The sequence below is a fragment of the Pseudoalteromonas sp. D15MCD-2 genome, from assembly GCF_038562745.1.
Lineage (GTDB): Bacteria > Pseudomonadota > Gammaproteobacteria > Enterobacterales > Alteromonadaceae > Pseudoalteromonas.
Genome location: NZ_JBCFQE010000001.1, coordinates 3479400 through 3498430, shown reverse-complemented (window position 1 = coordinate 3498430; position 19031 = coordinate 3479400). Strand labels below are relative to the sequence as shown.

Annotated in this window: 12 protein-coding genes and 3 rRNA genes; 8 read left to right on the top strand and 7 right to left on the bottom strand. The window is 43.6% G+C overall.

All coding sequences use genetic code 11. The annotated features are described in order from the left end of the window. Positions 1 to 120: 120 nt before the first annotated feature. Positions 121 to 447 (bottom strand): thioredoxin TrxA, encoded by a 327-nt coding sequence (gene trxA, locus AADY36_RS16070; protein WP_054554679.1) that lies wholly within the window; start codon positions 445 to 447, stop codon positions 121 to 123. Positions 448 to 537: 90 nt separating this feature from the next. On the opposite strand from trxA, the gene rhlB reads away from it, so the two are divergent. The 5 genes from rhlB to rrf all read left to right on the top strand — a co-directional run bounded on the left by rhlB (position 538) and on the right by rrf (position 8879). Continuing rightward, entirely contained in the window at positions 538 to 1812 is a 1275-nt protein-coding gene (gene rhlB / locus AADY36_RS16065) for an ATP-dependent RNA helicase RhlB (protein WP_054554680.1), read from the top strand. Positions 1813 to 1860: 48 nt separating this feature from the next. Beyond that, positions 1861 to 3354: a guanosine-5'-triphosphate,3'-diphosphate diphosphatase gene (gene gppA / locus AADY36_RS16060; RefSeq protein WP_342409221.1), complete on the top strand. Its 1494-nt coding sequence runs from the start codon at positions 1861 to 1863 to the stop codon at positions 3352 to 3354. A gap of 517 nt (positions 3355 to 3871) precedes the next feature. Further along, positions 3872 to 5412, top strand: a 16S ribosomal RNA gene (locus AADY36_RS16055). Positions 5413 to 5693: 281 nt separating this feature from the next. Beyond that, positions 5694 to 8576 (top strand): 23S ribosomal RNA (locus tag AADY36_RS16050). Between the two features lie 188 nt (positions 8577 to 8764). Further along, positions 8765 to 8879: ribosomal RNA gene (rrf, locus tag AADY36_RS16045) — 5S ribosomal RNA — on the top strand. The 16S, 23S and 5S rRNA genes sit together here, the layout of an rRNA operon. 861 nt (positions 8880 to 9740) lie before the next feature. Here rrf and AADY36_RS16040 read toward each other — a convergent pair. The 4 genes from AADY36_RS16040 to uvrD all read right to left on the bottom strand — a co-directional run bounded on the left by AADY36_RS16040 (position 9741) and on the right by uvrD (position 15956). Then, entirely contained in the window at positions 9741 to 10589 is an 849-nt protein-coding gene (locus AADY36_RS16040; protein WP_342409220.1) for a CZB domain-containing protein, read from the bottom strand. A 67-nt stretch (positions 10590 to 10656) separates the two neighbouring features. Continuing rightward, on the bottom strand, positions 10657 to 11781 hold the full coding sequence (locus AADY36_RS16035; RefSeq protein ID WP_095209797.1) for an ABC transporter substrate-binding protein: 1125 nt from the start codon (positions 11779 to 11781) through the stop codon (positions 10657 to 10659). Next, positions 11744 to 13813 (bottom strand): GNAT family N-acetyltransferase, encoded by a 2070-nt coding sequence (locus tag AADY36_RS16030; protein ID WP_342409219.1) that lies wholly within the window; start codon positions 13811 to 13813, stop codon positions 11744 to 11746. The genes AADY36_RS16035 and AADY36_RS16030 overlap by 38 nt, the downstream gene beginning before the upstream one ends. Beyond that, positions 13791 to 15956 carry a DNA helicase II gene (uvrD, locus tag AADY36_RS16025; RefSeq protein WP_054563945.1) on the bottom strand — a complete coding sequence of 722 codons (2166 nt, stop codon included), beginning with the start codon at positions 15954 to 15956 and terminating at the stop codon, positions 13791 to 13793. The genes AADY36_RS16030 and uvrD overlap by 23 nt, the downstream gene beginning before the upstream one ends. Before the next feature lie 259 nt (positions 15957 to 16215). On the opposite strand from uvrD, the gene AADY36_RS16020 reads away from it, so the two are divergent. Together AADY36_RS16020 and AADY36_RS16015 are read left to right on the top strand one after the other, a co-directional pair. Next, positions 16216 to 16440 carry a hypothetical protein gene (locus AADY36_RS16020; RefSeq protein WP_054554878.1) on the top strand — a complete coding sequence of 75 codons (225 nt, stop codon included), beginning with the start codon at positions 16216 to 16218 and terminating at the stop codon, positions 16438 to 16440. 120 nt (positions 16441 to 16560) lie between these two features. Next, positions 16561 to 16929, top strand: a complete 369-nt coding sequence (locus AADY36_RS16015) for a YacL family protein (protein ID WP_054563944.1) — start codon at positions 16561 to 16563, stop codon at positions 16927 to 16929. Between the two features lie 32 nt (positions 16930 to 16961). On the opposite strand, the gene AADY36_RS16010 is transcribed toward AADY36_RS16015, so the two are convergent. Then, positions 16962 to 17591: a peroxiredoxin-like family protein gene (locus AADY36_RS16010; protein WP_054563943.1), complete on the bottom strand. Its 630-nt coding sequence runs from the start codon at positions 17589 to 17591 to the stop codon at positions 16962 to 16964. 133 nt (positions 17592 to 17724) lie between these two features. Here AADY36_RS16010 and AADY36_RS16005 point away from each other — a divergent pair, with 133 nt between their 5' ends. Next, positions 17725 to 18345 (top strand): dUTP diphosphatase, encoded by a 621-nt coding sequence (locus tag AADY36_RS16005; RefSeq protein ID WP_054563942.1) that lies wholly within the window; start codon positions 17725 to 17727, stop codon positions 18343 to 18345. Here the strand turns inward: AADY36_RS16005 and yrfG are convergent, their stop codons facing one another. Continuing rightward, positions 18346 to 19002 (bottom strand): GMP/IMP nucleotidase, encoded by a 657-nt coding sequence (gene yrfG / locus AADY36_RS16000; RefSeq protein WP_054563941.1) that lies wholly within the window; start codon positions 19000 to 19002, stop codon positions 18346 to 18348. Positions 19003 to 19031: the final 29 nt, after the last annotated feature.

Here is a 19031-nt window from a genome sequence, read left to right as displayed (position 1 = left end):
TTTGTTGGTATAACTAAGGATTAGTTGGCTTTATAAACTAGCAGGTCACTAGCAAGGCGTCCAGTCTTTAAACAAAATAAAGCTAAAAAAAGGGCAAAAAGCCCTTTTTTTATATTTTCATTAGATGTTGTTTTCTAAAAACTCTACTAATTGAGTTTTAGAAAGTGCCCCAACTTTAGTTGCTGCAACTTGACCATCTTTGAAAAGAAGTAATGTAGGGATACCACGGATACCAAACTTTGGTGGTGTGCCTGCATTTTGGTCGATGTTAAGTTTACCAACGGTAACTCGGCCATCAAACTCGCCAGCTACTTCGTCAAGAATAGGGGCGATCATTTTACAAGGTCCGCACCATTCAGCCCAAAAATCAACAAGTACAGGTTTGTCTGATTGTAGTACGTCAGCTTCAAAGCTATCGTCAGTTAATTGAATAATTTTCTCGCTCATTGCGATCTCCGATTAGTTAGGCGAAATATTTAATGCGTATTTAAACACTCTTGTTTCTTATTGCAAGTTTAAACGTTATGCTTAAACGCTATGACTAAGACACATTTGACCGATAAAAAGTTTTCAGACTTTGCTATCGCACCGGAAGTGGTTGCCGGTTTAACCGAAAATGGGTTTGAATATTGCACACCCATTCAAGCGAAATGCCTACCTTTTATTTGTGAAGGCCGCGATATTGCGGGCCAAGCGCAAACAGGTACGGGCAAAACGTTGGCGTTTTTAACTGCCACGTGCCATCGGTTATTACAATCTAGCAAAGCATCTAGTAAACATCCAAGAGCCCTGATCATGGCCCCAACAAGGGAGCTGGCGATTCAGATACACAAAGATGCAAAAATTTTAGCGCCACACTGTAATCTTAACTTAGGATTAGTATATGGTGGCGAAGATTACGAAAAACAACGTGCACAACTAGAAAAAGGCGTTGATATTTTAATTGGCACTACTGGACGCCTAATCGATTTATATAAACAGGGCTGTTATACCCTCAATGAAATCGAGGTTGTAGTGCTTGATGAAGCGGATCGTATGTTCGATTTAGGCTTCATAAAAGATATTCGTTATATGTTTAGACGTATGCCAGAAACGTCTGAGCGTTTAAACCTATTATTCTCTGCAACCTTGTCTTATCGCGTGCAGGAATTAGCGTTTGAACATATGACTAACCCAGAGCATGTACAAGTCGAGCCTGATGTAAAAACAGGTAAGCGTATTCAAGAAGAGCTATTCCATCCATCGCAAGATGACAAAATTAAGTTACTGTTAACTTTAATTGAAGAAGAATGGCCAGATAAAGCGATTGTGTTTGCAAATACGAAACACAGTTGTGAGAATGTTTATGCATGGATGAAAGCCGATGGTCACCGAGTTGGGTTATTAACCGGTGATGTAAATCAGAAAAAGCGTCAATCAATTTTGGCTCAATTTACCAAAGGCGATTTAGACTTTTTAGTAGCAACAGACGTTGCAGCGCGAGGTTTGCATATCCCAGAAGTAAGTCATGTATTTAATTTTGATTTGCCAGATGATTGTGAAGACTATGTACACCGTATTGGTCGTACCGGACGTGCTGGTGCATCAGGACACGCTATTAGCTTTGCCTGTGAACAGTATGCCTATAATCTCCACGAAATTGAGCAATATATAGAACACAGCATTCCATTATCACATTATGATAAAAGTGCATTGCTTGATGATTTAACTAAGCCTACTATTCAGAAAAAGCGGAACTATTCTACAGGCCCACGTAATCGTAATAACAACGGACGTCGACCAAATAATAGTTACCAGAAATCACGGTCGTAATAAACGGCCGTTGTTGAAGACTTAGTAGTAACTAGAGGTTTTTGAACGGTGGGGCAACTTCAACCGCAAAAAAATGTGTATGCAGTAATCGACTTAGGATCAAATAGCTTTCATATGCTGATCGCTAAATCGATTGCTGGCGGTCTACAAACGATCGGTCGAGTCAAACGTAAAGTAAGGCTTGCTGCAGGGCTTGATGAAAACAACGTCCTTAGCACTGAAGCCATGCAACGAGGTTGGGAATGCCTAGCCTTGTTTGCTGAGCGTCTGCAAGACATACCACAGAAAAACATCACAATTGTTGCGACCGCAACTTTACGTCTTGCTAGCAATGCTGATGTATTCAAGCATAAAGCTGAACAGATCCTTGGTCATAAAATCAATGTTATCAGTGGTGAGCTAGAAGCTAAGACAATCTATAAAGGCGTGGCTCATACCTCAGCTTGCAGCGGTAAACAACTGGTTATCGATATTGGCGGAGCCAGTACCGAAGTTGTTATCGGTCAGGGTTTTGATGCACTGCATTATAAAAGTCTGCATATGGGCTGTGTTACCTTCCTAGAACGCTACTTCAAAGATCAAAAGCTCAGTAACGAAAACTTTGCTGCTGCAATTAAAGCTGCAAGTGAAGTGGTTGCAGAAATTGTCGATGAATACCAAGCAACCGGATGGCAAATTGCGAGCGGCGCGTCAGGTACAGTGCAAGCGATTCAAGAAATCATGGTTGCACAAAATCAAGATGAGCTTTTAACGCTTGATAAACTTCTCGCTATTAAAGAGCAATCAGTGCAATTTGAAACGATTGCTGATCTTGAGCTTCCAGGCTTGAGCGAAGAGCGCCGTCTAGTGTTTGTTTCTGGCCTCGCTATATTGATCGCCTTATTTGAATCGTTAGATATAAAACAAATGGGTCTTGCGCGCGGTGCATTGCGTGAAGGCGTTTTATACAGCATGGTGCCAGAGCTTCATAACCATGACATCCGCAAGCGTACTGTTGATGGTTTAATGAATCGTTATCATGTAGATCAAAAACAGGCTTGTCGTGTTGCGCAACTAGCAGAGCAATTGGCTAAAAGAATCATGGGGCAATGGCAGTCGATCGATGATAACGCAATCGCATTATTAAGAACGGTTGCAAAACTGCATGAGATTGGCTTACTGATCGAGTATAAGCTTTATCATAAGCACACGGCTTACATTATAGAAAACACAGATATGCCAGGGTTCTCGCAATCTGAGCATAAACTGATCACAGCTGTTGCTAGTGAACATCGTGCTGATCTTGTTAAAAACAGCTTTGCTCACTTAGGCTGTCATCAAGTACTCGCAGAATGTTTAACAAGGGTAGTACGGATCGCTGTGATCTTATCAATGCGTCGCCAAGATGATGTACTACCAGCGATAGATCTCAGTGTTAATGAAAACACTCTCACACTGACATTTGATGGTGATTGGTTAAAATATCACCCATTAATGGCCAGTGAACTGCAACTAGAGTCCAAGCTACAAGCAAAAGTAGGTTGGAAGCTCATAGTAAAATAACGTTAAAAGGCCCTTCAGGGCCTTTTTTAGTGCTATTTTCACCCGTTTCGGTCGTATTTTGCGCGAACAGTCATTTTTTTCATAAAAACTTAAAAAAACAGTTGATCTCAGTTCGGATCTCCCTATAATGCGCATCCACCGACACGGCGGACTGCTTACAAAAAAGCAAAACGACGAGTTGGTTAAGTCAAGTAAGACTAGGTTTTGAAAAAATAAACTTTTCTCAAAATTAAGTGTTGACAAAAATAACGGCTTGCGTAGAATGCACAGCCCTTGAGACGCGAAAGTATCTCAAACGTTCTTTAACAATATAAAGCAATCATCTGTGTGGGCACTCGTACAGATTGAGTTCTAACAGCAGATTCTAGTTCGCTAGATGACGCAAACAAATTTAGAGTCTCAATTGAACTGAGTGACCAACGGAAACAAGTTTACTTGTTTCAGCACAGTCAATTCGATTCGAAAGAATCAAAATTCAGAATTCATTGAGCACGAAACTTCGGTTTCAAAAAACTTTTAATTGAAGAGTTTGATCATGGCTCAGATTGAACGCTGGCGGCAGGCCTAACACATGCAAGTCGAGCGGTAACAGAGAGTAGCTTGCTACTCTGCTGACGAGCGGCGGACGGGTGAGTAATGCTTGGGAATATGCCTTATGGTGGGGGACAACAGTTGGAAACGACTGCTAATACCGCATGATGTCTACGGACCAAAGTGGGGGACCTTCGGGCCTCACGCCATAAGATTAGCCCAAGTGGGATTAGCTAGTTGGTGAGGTAATGGCTCACCAAGGCGACGATCCCTAGCTGGTTTGAGAGGATGATCAGCCACACTGGGACTGAGACACGGCCCAGACTCCTACGGGAGGCAGCAGTGGGGAATATTGCACAATGGGCGCAAGCCTGATGCAGCCATGCCGCGTGTGTGAAGAAGGCCTTCGGGTTGTAAAGCACTTTCAGTAAGGAGGAAAGGTTAAGTGTTAATAGCACTTAGCTGTGACGTTACTTACAGAAGAAGCACCGGCTAACTCCGTGCCAGCAGCCGCGGTAATACGGAGGGTGCGAGCGTTAATCGGAATTACTGGGCGTAAAGCGTACGCAGGCGGTTTGTTAAGCGAGATGTGAAAGCCCCGGGCTCAACCTGGGAACTGCATTTCGAACTGGCAAACTAGAGTGTGATAGAGGGTGGTAGAATTTCAGGTGTAGCGGTGAAATGCGTAGAGATCTGAAGGAATACCGATGGCGAAGGCAGCCACCTGGGTCAACACTGACGCTCATGTACGAAAGCGTGGGGAGCAAACAGGATTAGATACCCTGGTAGTCCACGCCGTAAACGATGTCTACTAGAAGCTCGGGTCTTCGGACTTGTTTTTCAAAGCTAACGCATTAAGTAGACCGCCTGGGGAGTACGGCCGCAAGGTTAAAACTCAAATGAATTGACGGGGGCCCGCACAAGCGGTGGAGCATGTGGTTTAATTCGATGCAACGCGAAGAACCTTACCTACACTTGACATACAGAGAACTTACCAGAGATGGTTTGGTGCCTTCGGGAACTCTGATACAGGTGCTGCATGGCTGTCGTCAGCTCGTGTTGTGAGATGTTGGGTTAAGTCCCGCAACGAGCGCAACCCCTATCCTTAGTTGCCAGCGATTCGGTCGGGAACTCTAAGGAGACTGCCGGTGATAAACCGGAGGAAGGTGGGGACGACGTCAAGTCATCATGGCCCTTACGTGTAGGGCTACACACGTGCTACAATGGCGCATACAGAGTGCTGCGAACCTGCGAGGGTAAGCGAATCACTTAAAGTGCGTCGTAGTCCGGATTGGAGTCTGCAACTCGACTCCATGAAGTCGGAATCGCTAGTAATCGCATATCAGAATGATGCGGTGAATACGTTCCCGGGCCTTGTACACACCGCCCGTCACACCATGGGAGTGGGTTGCTCCAGAAGTGGATAGTCTAACCTTCGGGAGGACGTTCACCACGGAGTGATTCATGACTGGGGTGAAGTCGTAACAAGGTAGCCCTAGGGGAACCTGGGGCTGGATCACCTCCTTATACGATTTAGAACTTATTTGTTCGTAGTGTCCACACAGATGATTGTTAGTTAGCTAAACCACTAGGTTTAACTAATTAATATGCTCTTTAAAAATTTGGAAAGCTGATATTAAAATTCTTATAGATATTCGTATCTATAAAGAGTTTTCAAAAGTAATAAATATGCCAGTTAATCAGCAATGATTAATCGGTATCTACTTTAGTATTCTCATCATTATTTGATGAATTAACTTCTGGCGAAGTTAACAGCTGTCACTAACAAAGACCCGTTTGGGTTGTATGGTTAAGTGACTAAGCGTACACGGTGGATGCCTTGGCAGTTGGAGGCGATGAAGGACGTATTAACTTGCGATAAGCCTAGTCAAGCTAGTAAAAAGCGCTTGAGGCTAGGATTTCCGAATGGGGAAACCCACCTGCTTGCAGGTATCTTGCACTGAATACATAGGTGTAAGAGGCGAACGCGGAGAACTGAAACATCTAAGTACCCGTAGGAACAGAAATCAACCGAGATTCCGGAAGTAGCGGCGAGCGAAACCGGACCAGCCCTTAAGCTTATTATGTGTTAGTGGAACATTCTGGAAAGTTTGACGATACAGGGTGATAGTCCCGTACACGAAAATGCATCTTAAGTGAAATCGAGTAGGTCGGAGCACGTGAAACTTTGACTGAATATAGGTGGACCATCATCTAAGGCTAAATACTCCCAACTGACCGATAGTGAACCAGTACCGTGAGGGAAAGGCGAAAAGAACCCCTGTGAGGGGAGTGAAATAGAACCTGAAACCGTGTACGTACAAGCAGTAGGAGCCCTTCGAGGGTGACTGCGTACCTTTTGTATAATGGGTCAGCGACTTATATTTTGTAGCGAGGTTAACCGATTAGGGTAGCCGTAGGGAAACCGAGTCTTAACTGGGCGCGTAGTTGCAAGGTATAGACCCGAAACCCGGTGATCTAGCCATGGGCAGGTTGAAGGTTGAGTAACATCAACTGGAGGACCGAACCCACTAACGTTGAAAAGTTAGGGGATGACCTGTGGCTAGGAGTGAAAGGCTAATCAAACCGGGAGATAGCTGGTTCTCCCCGAAATCTATTTAGGTAGAGCCTCGGACGAATACTTACGGGGGTAGAGCACTGTTAAGGCTAGGGGGTCATCCCGACTTACCAACCCTTTGCAAACTCCGAATACCGTAAAGTACTATCCGGGAGACACACGGCGGGTGCTAACGTCCGTCGTGAAGAGGGAAACAACCCAGACCGCCAGCTAAGGTCCCAAAGTCATAGTTAAGTGGGAAACGATGTGGAAAGGCCCAGACAGCCAGGAGGTTGGCTTAGAAGCAGCCATCCTTTAAAGAAAGCGTAATAGCTCACTGGTCGAGTCGGTCTGCGCGGAAGATGTAACGGGGCTAAACTATGCACCGAAGCTGCGGATTCAAACTTTGTTTGAGTGGTAGGGGAGCGTTCTGTAAGCCGTTGAAGGTGTACCGGGAGGTATGCTGGAGGTATCAGAAGTGCGAATGCTGACATGAGTAACGATAATGCGGGTGAAAAACCCGCACGCCGGAAGACCAAGGGTTCCTATCCCATGTTAATCAGGGTAGGGTAAGTCGACCCCTAAGGCGAGGCCGAAAGGCGTAGTCGATGGGAAACGGGTTAATATTCCCGTACTTGGTATAATTGCGATGGGGGGACGGAGCAGGCTAAACAAGCATGGCGTTGGTTGTCCATGTGAAAGTGAGTAGGTTGAGAGTTTAGGAAAATCCGGACTCTTAAGACTGAGACACGAGACGAGCACCCAAGGGTGTGAAGTTGTTGATGCCATACTTCCAGGAAAAGCCTCTAAGCTTCAGATTATACCGAATCGTACCCCAAACCGACACAGGTGGTCAGGTAGAGAATACTAAGGCGCTTGAGAGAACTCGGGTGAAGGAACTAGGCAAAATTGTACCGTAACTTCGGGAGAAGGTACGCTCCTATCTGTGATGAGACTTGCTCTCTAAGCGGACGGGAGCCGCAGTGACCAGGTGGCTGGGACTGTTTATTAAAAACACAGCACTGTGCAAAATCGCAAGATGACGTATACGGTGTGACACCTGCCCGGTGCCGGAAGGTTAATTGATGGGGTTAGTTTTCGGACGAAGCTCTTGATCGAAGCCCCGGTAAACGGCGGCCGTAACTATAACGGTCCTAAGGTAGCGAAATTCCTTGTCGGGTAAGTTCCGACCTGCACGAATGGTGTAACCATGGCCACGCTGTCTCCACCCGAGACTCAGTGAAATTGAAATCGCAGTGAAGATGCTGTGTACCCGCGGCTAGACGGAAAGACCCCGTGAACCTTTACTACAGCTTGGCACTGAACATTGACCCTACATGTGTAGGATAGGTGGGAGGCTTTGAAGCAGAAACGCTAGTTTTTGTGGAGCCGTCCTTGAAATACCACCCTTGTAGTGTTGATGTTCTAACGTTGGCCCCTAATCGGGGTTACGGACAGTGCCTGGTGGGTAGTTTGACTGGGGCGGTCTCCTCCCAAAGAGTAACGGAGGAGCACGAAGGTTGGCTAAGTACGGTCGGACATCGTACGGTTAGTGTAATGGTAGAAGCCAGCTTAACTGCGAGACAGACACGTCGAGCAGGTACGAAAGTAGGTCATAGTGATCCGGTGGTTCTGAATGGAAGGGCCATCGCTCAACGGATAAAAGGTACTCCGGGGATAACAGGCTGATACCGCCCAAGAGTTCATATCGACGGCGGTGTTTGGCACCTCGATGTCGGCTCATCACATCCTGGGGCTGAAGTCGGTCCCAAGGGTATGGCTGTTCGCCATTTAAAGTGGTACGCGAGCTGGGTTTAGAACGTCGTGAGACAGTTCGGTCCCTATCTGCCGTGGGCGTTTGAGAATTGAGAGGGGTTGCTCCTAGTACGAGAGGACCGGAGTGAACGAACCGCTGGTGTTCGGGTTGTCATGCCAATGGCACTGCCCGGTAGCTACGTTCGGAACTGATAAGCGCTGAAAGCATCTAAGCGCGAAGCAGGCCTCGAGATGAGTTCTCACTAGACTTTTAAAGTCTCTGAAGGGCCGTTGAAGACTACAACGTTGATAGGCAGGATGTGGAAGTGGTGTGAGCCATTAAGCTAACCTGTACTAATTACCCGTGAGGCTTAACCATACAACGCCAAACGCGTTTTATGACAGCGTAACAGACAGAAGTTAAGTTACTAAAGTAGATTTTACTTGATATCAGAATTCCAGATTTATGTAGGGTGAACCGCAACGCTTAATGCGAAATCAGTTCACCTTGCGCAAAGGACTCGTAAGCGCTACGCGCTTTGTCGAGAATCCTTTCCACGCCTTTTGCTTGGTGACAATAGCGTTTTGGACCCACCTGACCCCATGCCGAACTCAGTAGTGAAACGAAACAGCGCCGATGATAGTGTAGCAGCTGCTATGTGAAAGTAGGTCATCGCCAGGCTCCAAATTAAAGAAAGCCCGATTCGAAAGAGTCGGGCTTTTTTGCGTTTTGAGCTGTCAGCTTTCAGCCATCAGACGTCAGTTGAAATGTGGGGTTGTCCTGTACAGAGACTCCCTCAGCAACAACCCCCGTAGGAGGCACTTCAGTGCCGAATTCAGACCATAAAAACACATTCATGGCTAAAGCTATTCCTACGTGATGAGAAGGTTAGACGTTAGATATTAGATGTCAGTTGATCTACCGGGTTGTTAGGTAACTGAGTCACCCTCAGCAACAAACCCCGTAGGGGTACTTCAGTGCCAAATAGACAAGAGACGTTAGATAATAGATGTTATTTGATCTACCGGGTTGTTAGGTAACTGAGTCACCCTCCAACAAACCCCGTAGGGGTACTTCAGTGCCAAATAGACAAGAGACGTCAGATAAGAGGTGTTAGTTGATCTACCGGGCTGAGTCACCCTCAGCAACAAAACCTCGTAGGAGGCACTTCAGTGCTGAATTCAGACCATAACAAACACATTCATGGCTAAAGCCATTCCAACAAGTACACTTTGCCTAGAACCTAGAACCTAGAACCTAGAACCTAGAACCTAGAACCTAGAACCTAGAACCTAGAGCCTAGAGCCTAGAGCCTAGAGCCTAGAGCCTAGAGCCTAGAACCTAGAGCCTAGAGCCTAGAGCCTAGAGCCTAGAGCCTCCGGCAGAGGAAGACGCAGCACCAAACACCCACACCGCGCGGCTGAACGCTGAAAGCTGATAGCTCTGTGATGTGTTGGGTTTCGCTTCGCTCTACCCAACCTACGCCAGGTCTTTCAACTTTCCCCTCACTAACTTTACTCTTTCTAACTCGCTAACTAGCGACTAAAAAAGCCCATACTCTTCGGTTTCTTCTGCTTCGTGGCGCATGAGGTGATCTGGGCGGAAGATGGCACTTGGGTCTAATAACAAGCTGTGTTTATGCTTCATTTTGATTAGTCCGCGCATCATGTTTTTAGTTTGCGGATCAACATCAAAACCAACCGAGGTAAGTTGGTCTAACGGTTTGATGTCTTCTTTTTTTACGTTGATGTTGTCTTCTACTTTGTCGACTAGAAGCCCTATATGAGGTGTTATACCGTCTTTTGTGGTGAAGATGATGATAGGCTTGTAATCAAGAATGATCTGCTCACGTGCCGATTCAAACAATCTAATAAGCTGGTTGAATGTTTGGCGCTTTTTCTCTGCAAATAGGCTAATCACCTTGTCGTGAGGTTGGCTTTTTTGCAATTCTAATAACTCACCGGCCATAGCATGTAATTCACGGTGTGGCTTATCAAACTTGGCTAAGATACTTTGTAAGTCTTCGTTATCGGTTTCAAAGTTGTTATACCAACGACCGAATGCACATTTGTCTGGATCTGTGGCTTTTGTAAAAGGTGCACCTGTTACTAGGCTATTTTCTAAGGCATCTAGCCAATCTAAATGGTCTTTTTCTCTTTCGACTAAAAGGTCAGATAATTCAGCATTGGTTTCTTTGGTTGAGTGATTGTTTAATACAATTCCTAAATCAAAGATAGGCGTTGGAGTTTCCATATAATCTTTAACTCCAATGAAGCTTTTATTTTCATTTGGCAACGACGTTAAGTTTCCTTCGTAACGCTCGGTTAGAAGAATATCGAGAATTTTTAGTGAAATGGTCTTTTGGCCAACTCGAAAATTAATCAGATCCATATTTCCCTCAAAGCCTTGTTAAGTCTCTATAGCATAGAACATTATTGTAATTTAGTCGTAGTTTAACCTAATTACTTTTAAAATATGAGCGGTAGATTTTTTTGTTATTTCCCGCAGTGTGAGTGTTAAATAGATCAGCGAAATCTGATGTGTCAGTAAAGAGACGATTTAGCTCAGTCAGCAGACATTGATTGTTTAGAGGCGTTGGACATTTTTGGGCAGCGCTAACCAATGCAACGGCATTCAAATAACCTTCAAATATAATTCTATTCGCACTCGTGTGATAAGGCTCGATATCTTCAATAAACTGCTTACACCAAGGGTTTTTACAGTTATTAGGGTCGGGAACCACTTCAGTGACCATAATGTTGGCGGGCTGCTTAATTCGCTGATATAAATCATGACTCGATACAAAAGACACCGAAGTATAGTCTGGGTTGAAGTTTTGTTTGTTTGCAGCGTTAACAAATTCAGCGAGAGGCTTGTAGGTACCGACTAAACAAATTGCGGTTGCATTACTTTCTTTTAGAAGCGCTAAAGCTTTTGAAATATCATCACTATTGCGCTTAAATCGCGTGACTTCTACAGGTTTAATACCATGTATTTTTAGGGCGTTAACGAGATTGCTCTCTACCATATAACCAAACTCATCGGCTTGGATCATTAAACCAATTTTTTCATGCTTACGCTCTTTAACTAGGTAGTTAATTTGCTCTATGGCTTCATCTTGGTAGCTCGCACGAAGATTAAATACATTTGGCATTGAGCTGTTATGTAAAAAGTCAGCGCCTGTAAATGGCATGAGAAATGGAATACGGTGTCTATCTAGCAGGGGCTTAATTGCATGGGCTGTTGGTGTGCCCATAGAGCCAAAAATCGCATGGATTTTTTGGTCAAATAAAAACTCGCGGGTATTCACTACGGTATTTTTTGGCTCGTAGCCATCATCAGCTAATATCAGGTCGATACTTTGGCCGTTAACACCGTTTTCTTTGTTGATTTTATTAAAGTAAATATTACTGCCAAGCGCCAGTTGTTCGCCTATTTGCTTTGCAGGTCCTGTGAGTGCAGTGGACATTCCGAGTTTAATGGTAGGCTGTGAGTGTTCAGCTAAAGCTATCTGAGATAGCAGCAAGGTACAAATACTTAAACACTTAATAGCTGTTATTTTGAAGTGATTTATAGTGAGCATACCAACCTTGCACTGCGGTTTTGAACTGTGAGTCTAAGTCTTTTTTACCTGTAAAACCGGCTTCTTCGATCAAGCTATTTACAGAGGTTTGCTGTAATACTAGTCGAATAAGGATGAATTTTGTATGTTCATCTAATAAATTTAGACTAATTGGTGTGCTCCAAATCATTTGCCATAGCAATGGCTGCACTTGGAAGAGGTTAATATCACCGGTTAACAGCCGCTCAGCTCTTGCATCTAAGGCAGAAGATAGGTCACTTTTTGGTAAGCGTTTGAATAGCTCTGCAATAAGCTGCCAAGGAAGTGAGCTAAAGTGACCAAGGAGTTGCAAAGACAGGTCTTGTTTAAACTCTTCTATTAAGAGTGCTGCGCTATCAGTCGTTTGCTTATCTAACGCTTTAATCACTAAAGCTGCATGTTCAGCCGTTGCTTTGTCATGACTAAATCCAAGCTTAACAATATTAAAGCCATTACTTTGCCAAAACTTAACTAACGCTGCATTTGCGCCAAAACTGGCACCAAAATAACTGCAATTATTTAATTGGCTTTCGCAGTAGTTTAACAGGGCTGAGCCAATACCTTGTTGATGACATTCAGGTGCAACAGCTATTCTCACAACTCTCGCTGAGCGTTTACACAAGTCTTCTGTATTTCGGCTCAATTGAGTCAGAGTTTGCGCCATTAAATGACCATGAGGCCTGCGCTTTCCTTTTATTACTTGCTCTGCGATTTCTGGTGCTAAGCCACCTTCAATAGCAATTAAGCAAACGGCTTTTAATGCATTTTTTTGTTTGCAGATCGATAGCTGTAACTCTGGGGCATCAAGCAATTGGCGTAAGTCATTTACTGTGGTTTGGTAATGAGCCAGCGCCAGTAGCGCCATAATTTGGCTAAGCAGCTGCTCATCTTCAACGAGTTGATCTTTGCTTATATTTTCAAATTGGTAAGACTTACCACTCTGCGTATCTAGGTACTTTGCATCGAGTAGTAATAGTTCGCGTAGGCTATTTTCGAGGGGGTCATGTTTAGCAAAGCGAATAGGTTCATCCAGAGTAGCTGCCTTTAGCGATTTATATTGGCTACGTAAGTAATGTAAAAAGCGTAACGTGTAACCACGCCCATTTCCTTCATAACCAACCATAGTGCTAGCAAATACGATTCGTGGATAACTTTTTAGGATCTGCAATAGCATAGGAACCGGAATCGCCGCTGCTTCGTCGACAAATAACAGATCGCAGTCAGGTTTTTCGTTTAGCAGTGTATCTGGCGCAATATAGCTAAGATTAGCTAGTTGCTTAAAGTTTTGCTCTTTGCTAACACCAAGCTCAGTGGCTAAATGCTTAAAACTTGTTTGTACGGCTTTGGCTTGCGTGGCACAAATAAGGATTTTTTTATCTTGAAGACTTGCTGCTGCAATCCCTAAAGCAGCTGACTTACCACGACCTCGGTCCGCACTGATTACAAAAGGGCGATTAGCGCGCCCTGTTGCGGTTTTAATAATTTGCTCAACACATGCTTGTTGTTGTTGATGATTTATCTCAGCAGTTGCTGGCGATACTGATTGGTAAGCAGGGAGCGAGTGTTCAGTAAAATAATGTGGCTGCAACTTTAGCTTGGAGAATAAACGCTGATTAAAAAAGCTGTGTTTAATCACTTGGCCATAAGAGATAATACTAGTGAGTGCAGGGTCTTGCCACTTGCGGTCATCGGGCAGCAACAGTATCAGTACACCACCTGCTTTTACGGTACCTGCAAGCGCTGCGAGTTTATCGGCATATAAGCCGCTAAAACCATCAAAAATTGCGTGTTGAAACTCTTGGCCAAGAATTTGGTGAGCATGTTTTGGAAACTCACTATTTGCTAATAATGAGCTGCTACTGAAAACATAGGTATTTTTGAGCGCTAATTGGTTTGCAAACTGGTAGCACCAAGTTTCGCTGCCTTGCACAATGACAAGCTGGCGATGCTTTGCAATCACCAGCTCATTACACAGTGCTGTTAAGTACTCATTATAAGGCTTGAAGTCTTGCATACTGTGTTACAAGCCATTTGCTGCCTAGGTCATCAAAGTTCACTTGAATACGTGACTGTGCGCCGCTACCTTCGTAATTGAGTACGGTTCCTGCGCCGAATTTGGCGTGTAATACGCGTTGCCCTAAGTTAAAGCCGCTATCTTCAAATGCGGCATGTGTTACTGATGGACTAAAACGACCTGCCGCAGGCGGTCTTGAAACCTGTGTTTTAATTCGGATTTCTTCGATACAGTCTTCAGGCATTTCACGTAAAAAGCGTGATGGGCTATGGTATTTTTCTTGTCCGTATAAACGGCGACTTTCTGCATGGCTAATATATAGTTTTTCCATCGCGCGAGTCATACCAACATAGCAGAGGCGGCGTTCTTCTTCTAAACGACCAGACTCTTCATTACTTTGTTGTGATGGGAACATGCCCTCTTCAACACCAACCATAAATACCAATGGGAATTCTAGGCCTTTTGCTGAGTGTAGTGTCATCATTTGCACCGCGTCTTCGTGCTCATCAGCTTGACCTTCGCCAGACTCTAGTGAGGTATAAGCCAAAAATCCCTGTAGTGGTGAGCTGAACTCTTCATCTTCAGGAAGTTCGTATTGACCACAAGCACTAATAAGCTCTTCTAAGTTTTCTACGCGGGCACGGCCTTTTTCACCTTTTTCAGCTTGATACATTGCCATTAACCCTGAGGTTTGAATGGCATATTTCGCTTGCTCTTCTAAGGTGAGATCGCTGATTTTATCTTCGATATGCTCAACAAGTTCTAAGAATTTAGTGACGGCACTTGCTGCACGGCCAGATAGGTGTTGTTGCTCTACAATTGCTTTTGCGGCATACCAAAGTGGCAATGACTCATTGCGCGCGCAGTCACGGATATGACTTAGCGTTTTATCACCAATGCCGCGGGCTGGGGTGTTAATAACGCGCTCGAAAGCAGCATCATCTTGACGGTTACCCACTAAACGTAAATATGAAAGCGCATCTTTGATCTCTTGACGTTCGAAGAAGCGCATACCGCCGTAAATGCGGTATTTTAAACCTTCTTGTAGCATTGCTTCTTCGAGTACACGAGATTGCGCGTTGTTACGGTATAAAATCGCGGCGTCTTGTAATGCATTACCTGCATTTAGCCAGCTACGTAGTTTGCTGCTGACAAAGCGTGCTTCGTCTAATTCATTAAACGCAGCGTAAACAGAAATAGGCTCACCATCATTGCCGTCTGTCCAAAGGCTTTTACCCATGCGTTCAGCATTGTTTTTGATCAGCGCATTTGATGCTTTTAAGATTGTTGCCGTTGAACGGTAATTTTGTTCAAGGCGAATGGTTTCGGCTTCGAAGTCAGTTAAGAAGCGTTTGATATTCTCAATTTTTGCGCCACGCCAGCCATAGATACTTTGGTCATCATCACCTACGATCATAATACTGTTGGTGTTACCTGCGAGTAATTTTAACCAAGCATATTGAATAGTGTTGGTATCCTGGAACTCGTCTACCAGCATGTGGGCAAAACGCTGTTGATAGTGACGTAAAAGTGTTGGGTGATTCTTAAGTACTTCGTAGCAGCGCAGCAGTATTTCTGCAAAGTCGACTAAACCTGCACGGTCACAAGCCTCTTGATATGCAGCATAGACTTTCAGCATCATTTGCTCATTAATATCGTAGGCTTGAATGTCTTTAGGACGTAGACCTTCATCTTTTTTCGCGCTGATATACCAACCAAATTGTTTTGCTGGCCACTTTTTATCATCGATGTTCATCGCTTTAAGTAAGCGTTTTATCATGCGTTGTTGATCGTCAGAATCTAAGATTTGAAAGCTTTCAGGCAAGTTCGCTTCACGGTGATGGGCGCGTAAAATACGATGAGATAAGCCATGGAAAGTACCAATCCACATACCACCAACCGGTGCTTTTAACGTTTCTTCTACACGGGTACGCATTTCTTTCGCGGCTTTGTTAGTGAAGGTTACCGCAAAGATGCTGTATGCAGAAGCTTGCTCAACTTGCATGAGCCATGCGATGCGATGAACAAGTACTCGAGTTTTACCAGAACCTGCACCTGCAAGTACCAGCATATTTTGCAATGGGGCTGCGACAGCATCCCGTTGTTTGTCATTTAAGCCATCGAGTAATTCAGAAACGTCCATCGTTACGCCTTTTCAATCTATAATGGGTGGAGTATAACAGGTGTTTATGCAAGGCTAAATAAAATACTGTTTTTATAAACAGCTATTTTGGCAAGTTATTAAAATTGCAGTATAAAAATTGTGAATTTGACCGATTTTTAGCAAAAAGAACTAAAATTAAAATAACGCTACTTTTTAACACTTTGATTTGTAAGTCATAATAAGTTGGCATAAAGTGTGATTATAAAAAGTATAATCATTAAAAACTACAGAGGTTAGTATGGCAGAGCAAGGTTCTGGCGGTAATGTAATCGCAGCAATATGTAATATCTTTTTTCCTGGTTTAGGACAATTGGTACAAGGTCGTTTAATGGCGGCTATTGCATTCTTTTTAGCATGGGTTATTAGTGGTGCACTAATTTATGTGGCAGTTGGCTTTATTCTACTGCCAATCGTATACCTATGGGCGATTATTGATGCTGCACGATTCAAATCGCGACTCTAGCTATTTAATTAGCACAAACACGAGCGCCACTTAGGCGCTCGAGTTGTTTTAGGCGACTAAACTCGCCACGTTTAGCTGCAAACGGTATAATTAGCAGATAACGTATTAAGAGTACCCTCCATGGAATATCAATTTATCCGCGACCCTATTAGCGGTTTACGCATTAAAATTTCCTCTGAACACGCCATCATAGGCCGTTGGCTAAACGAAGAAGTCGGAAAAGAAAAAATTGCGATGGTGCAAGCGTTGATCTCTGCTGTTAAGAACAGTCATGAGCCTTTAACCTTACAAGGTCAAGAAATTGATTTGATCTTAAGTAAAGATGAAGCGCTGTTCGAAGCACATGCATTACATCAAGATAACGAAGACTTAGTTGCCTACCAAGATGATGATTTAATGCTTGAAGAAGAAGGCCTGTGCAGTGGCTGTGGCTTTGAAGATTTTGTTGATTTAATTGAATCTTGGCAAGAATTTACACAAGGCCGGTAAGCAGACACATGTTCTGCTTATCGGTAGCTAATTTATTGCTCACTCACTGATTTAACAGCAGCTAGTAATAAATCTTCTGTTAAGCGTACTTTGTAATTTGGGTTGGCGTATTGAAAATGAACTAACCCATTTGTATCTAACACGAATACTGCGGGTACAGGCAGTGCTACTTTCGGCTCACCTTCTAACGAGACAAAGTTAACCCCAAGCTTATTGCGGTAAATCTTTGCTGTTTTGTCATCTAAATAAAATGCTAAACCTAACGTTTGCGCCAAAGTAAGGCTGTCGTCAGAAAGCAATTGATAGCTAGGAGCTGTAATTTTTGTTTCAGCGAGTTTTTCAGGGCTATCTGGTGAAACGGCAATTAGTTGCGCGTCTAAGCTTGCTAATTCTTTCTCAATTTTTTGCACGCTGGCCAACTGTTTTGAACAATATGGGCACCAGCCACCACGATAAACAATCAGCACGGTAGTTTTTTCTTTAAAGCGCTCAGCTAGCGAGACGGTTTTACCGTATTGGTCTTTCAATTCAACATTTGGCACCGTTAAGCCAGGTAATAACGGACTAACTTGCTCTGCTGACTCGGCAATATTAGTCGCAGTTGCAGCGATAACGTGGCTTGATAGTACAAACAGTGCACTAATGAATAGAGATTTAAACATGGGCTTCCTCGGTTATTTTTATCAACTGCAAAGATGACCTGATTGTTGCGGGATTTATTTCATCTTTACCTACATCAAACTCAAATTTAACTGTAGTATATAGGCAAATAAAAAATGCAAGTTGGGATAAAGAATGTCTGCTAATTTACAAAAACTCGTTGTTATGCTCGAGATGCAAAATGCGATGAATACCAAAGTTCATGAGCAATGGTTTAGCCAAGGTTTTGAATGGTATCGTGCAATTTGGGTTGAGTGTGCTGAAATGCTTGACCACTACGGTTGGAAGTGGTGGAAGAAACAAACCCCAGATACAGAACAAGTTATTTTAGAGTTAGTTGATATTTTCCATTTTGGTTTATCTTTACGCATTGATGGTGAAACCAGCTATGAGCATTTAGCTGCGCAACTTGAAGCTGAGTTAAGTGCACCAGTTAAAGCCGATGACTTTAAACAAACACTCGAATTATTAGCCGCCTCAGCAGTCGCTGAAAAGAGTTTTAATGCAGCTGCATTTGCTGGTTGTATGGCACAAATCGGTATGGATATCGATGATTTATACCGTGGCTACGTTGGTAAAAACACCTTGAATTTCTTCCGCCAAGATCATGGCTACAAAGACGGTAGCTATATCAAGGTGTGGAATGGCCAAGAAGATAACGAGCACTTAGTTGAAGTGGTAAAAAGCCTAGATACAGAGCATGCAGATTTTGCAAAACTTGTATATCAAGGCTTAGAGCAGCGTTACCCGAAGTAATCATTCAACGGGTATAAGCTCGCGAAAATCGATGGTTGATAAAAAGCCATCGAACTGCTTATGCGGTTGCTGACTATCAGGGTTGGCAACCGCAAGTATATGACCAATACCAAACTCTTTTGCTGCATCTAGCACGGCAGGGCTGTCGTCCACAAATAAAGTCCGTTCCTTATCAAACTGCCATTCTTGATGTACTTGTTGCCATAATGGTTGATGCTCTTTACTCACGCCATATTGATGAGTTGAGATCACACCATCTAAGTAATTATCGATAGCAGTGTGTTCAAACTTTAACATGGCACAATCTGGGTGTGCGTTAGTAAGCATGATCAATTGCTTGCCTGCTTTTCTAAGCTCAGTTAAAAACGGCGGAACATCTTCACGAATTCTGATTAAATGTTGTATGTCACGTTTTAGCGCCATAATTGGTAAATCAAGTTGTTGTTGCCAATAATCTAAGCAGTACCAATTAATTTGTCCGTGAACTTGTTGATAACGATGTAAAATGTCAGCTTTTGCTTCGTCTAAGCTGATTTTATGTTTACGCGCATATTGCTCGGGAATAACAGTTAGCCAAAAGTAATTATCGTAATGCAAATCGAGTAGGGTGCCATCCATATCTAACAACACAGTATCGATTTTTGACCAATTTAACATAGGCAATTCACTTTAAAAGATTTATGATG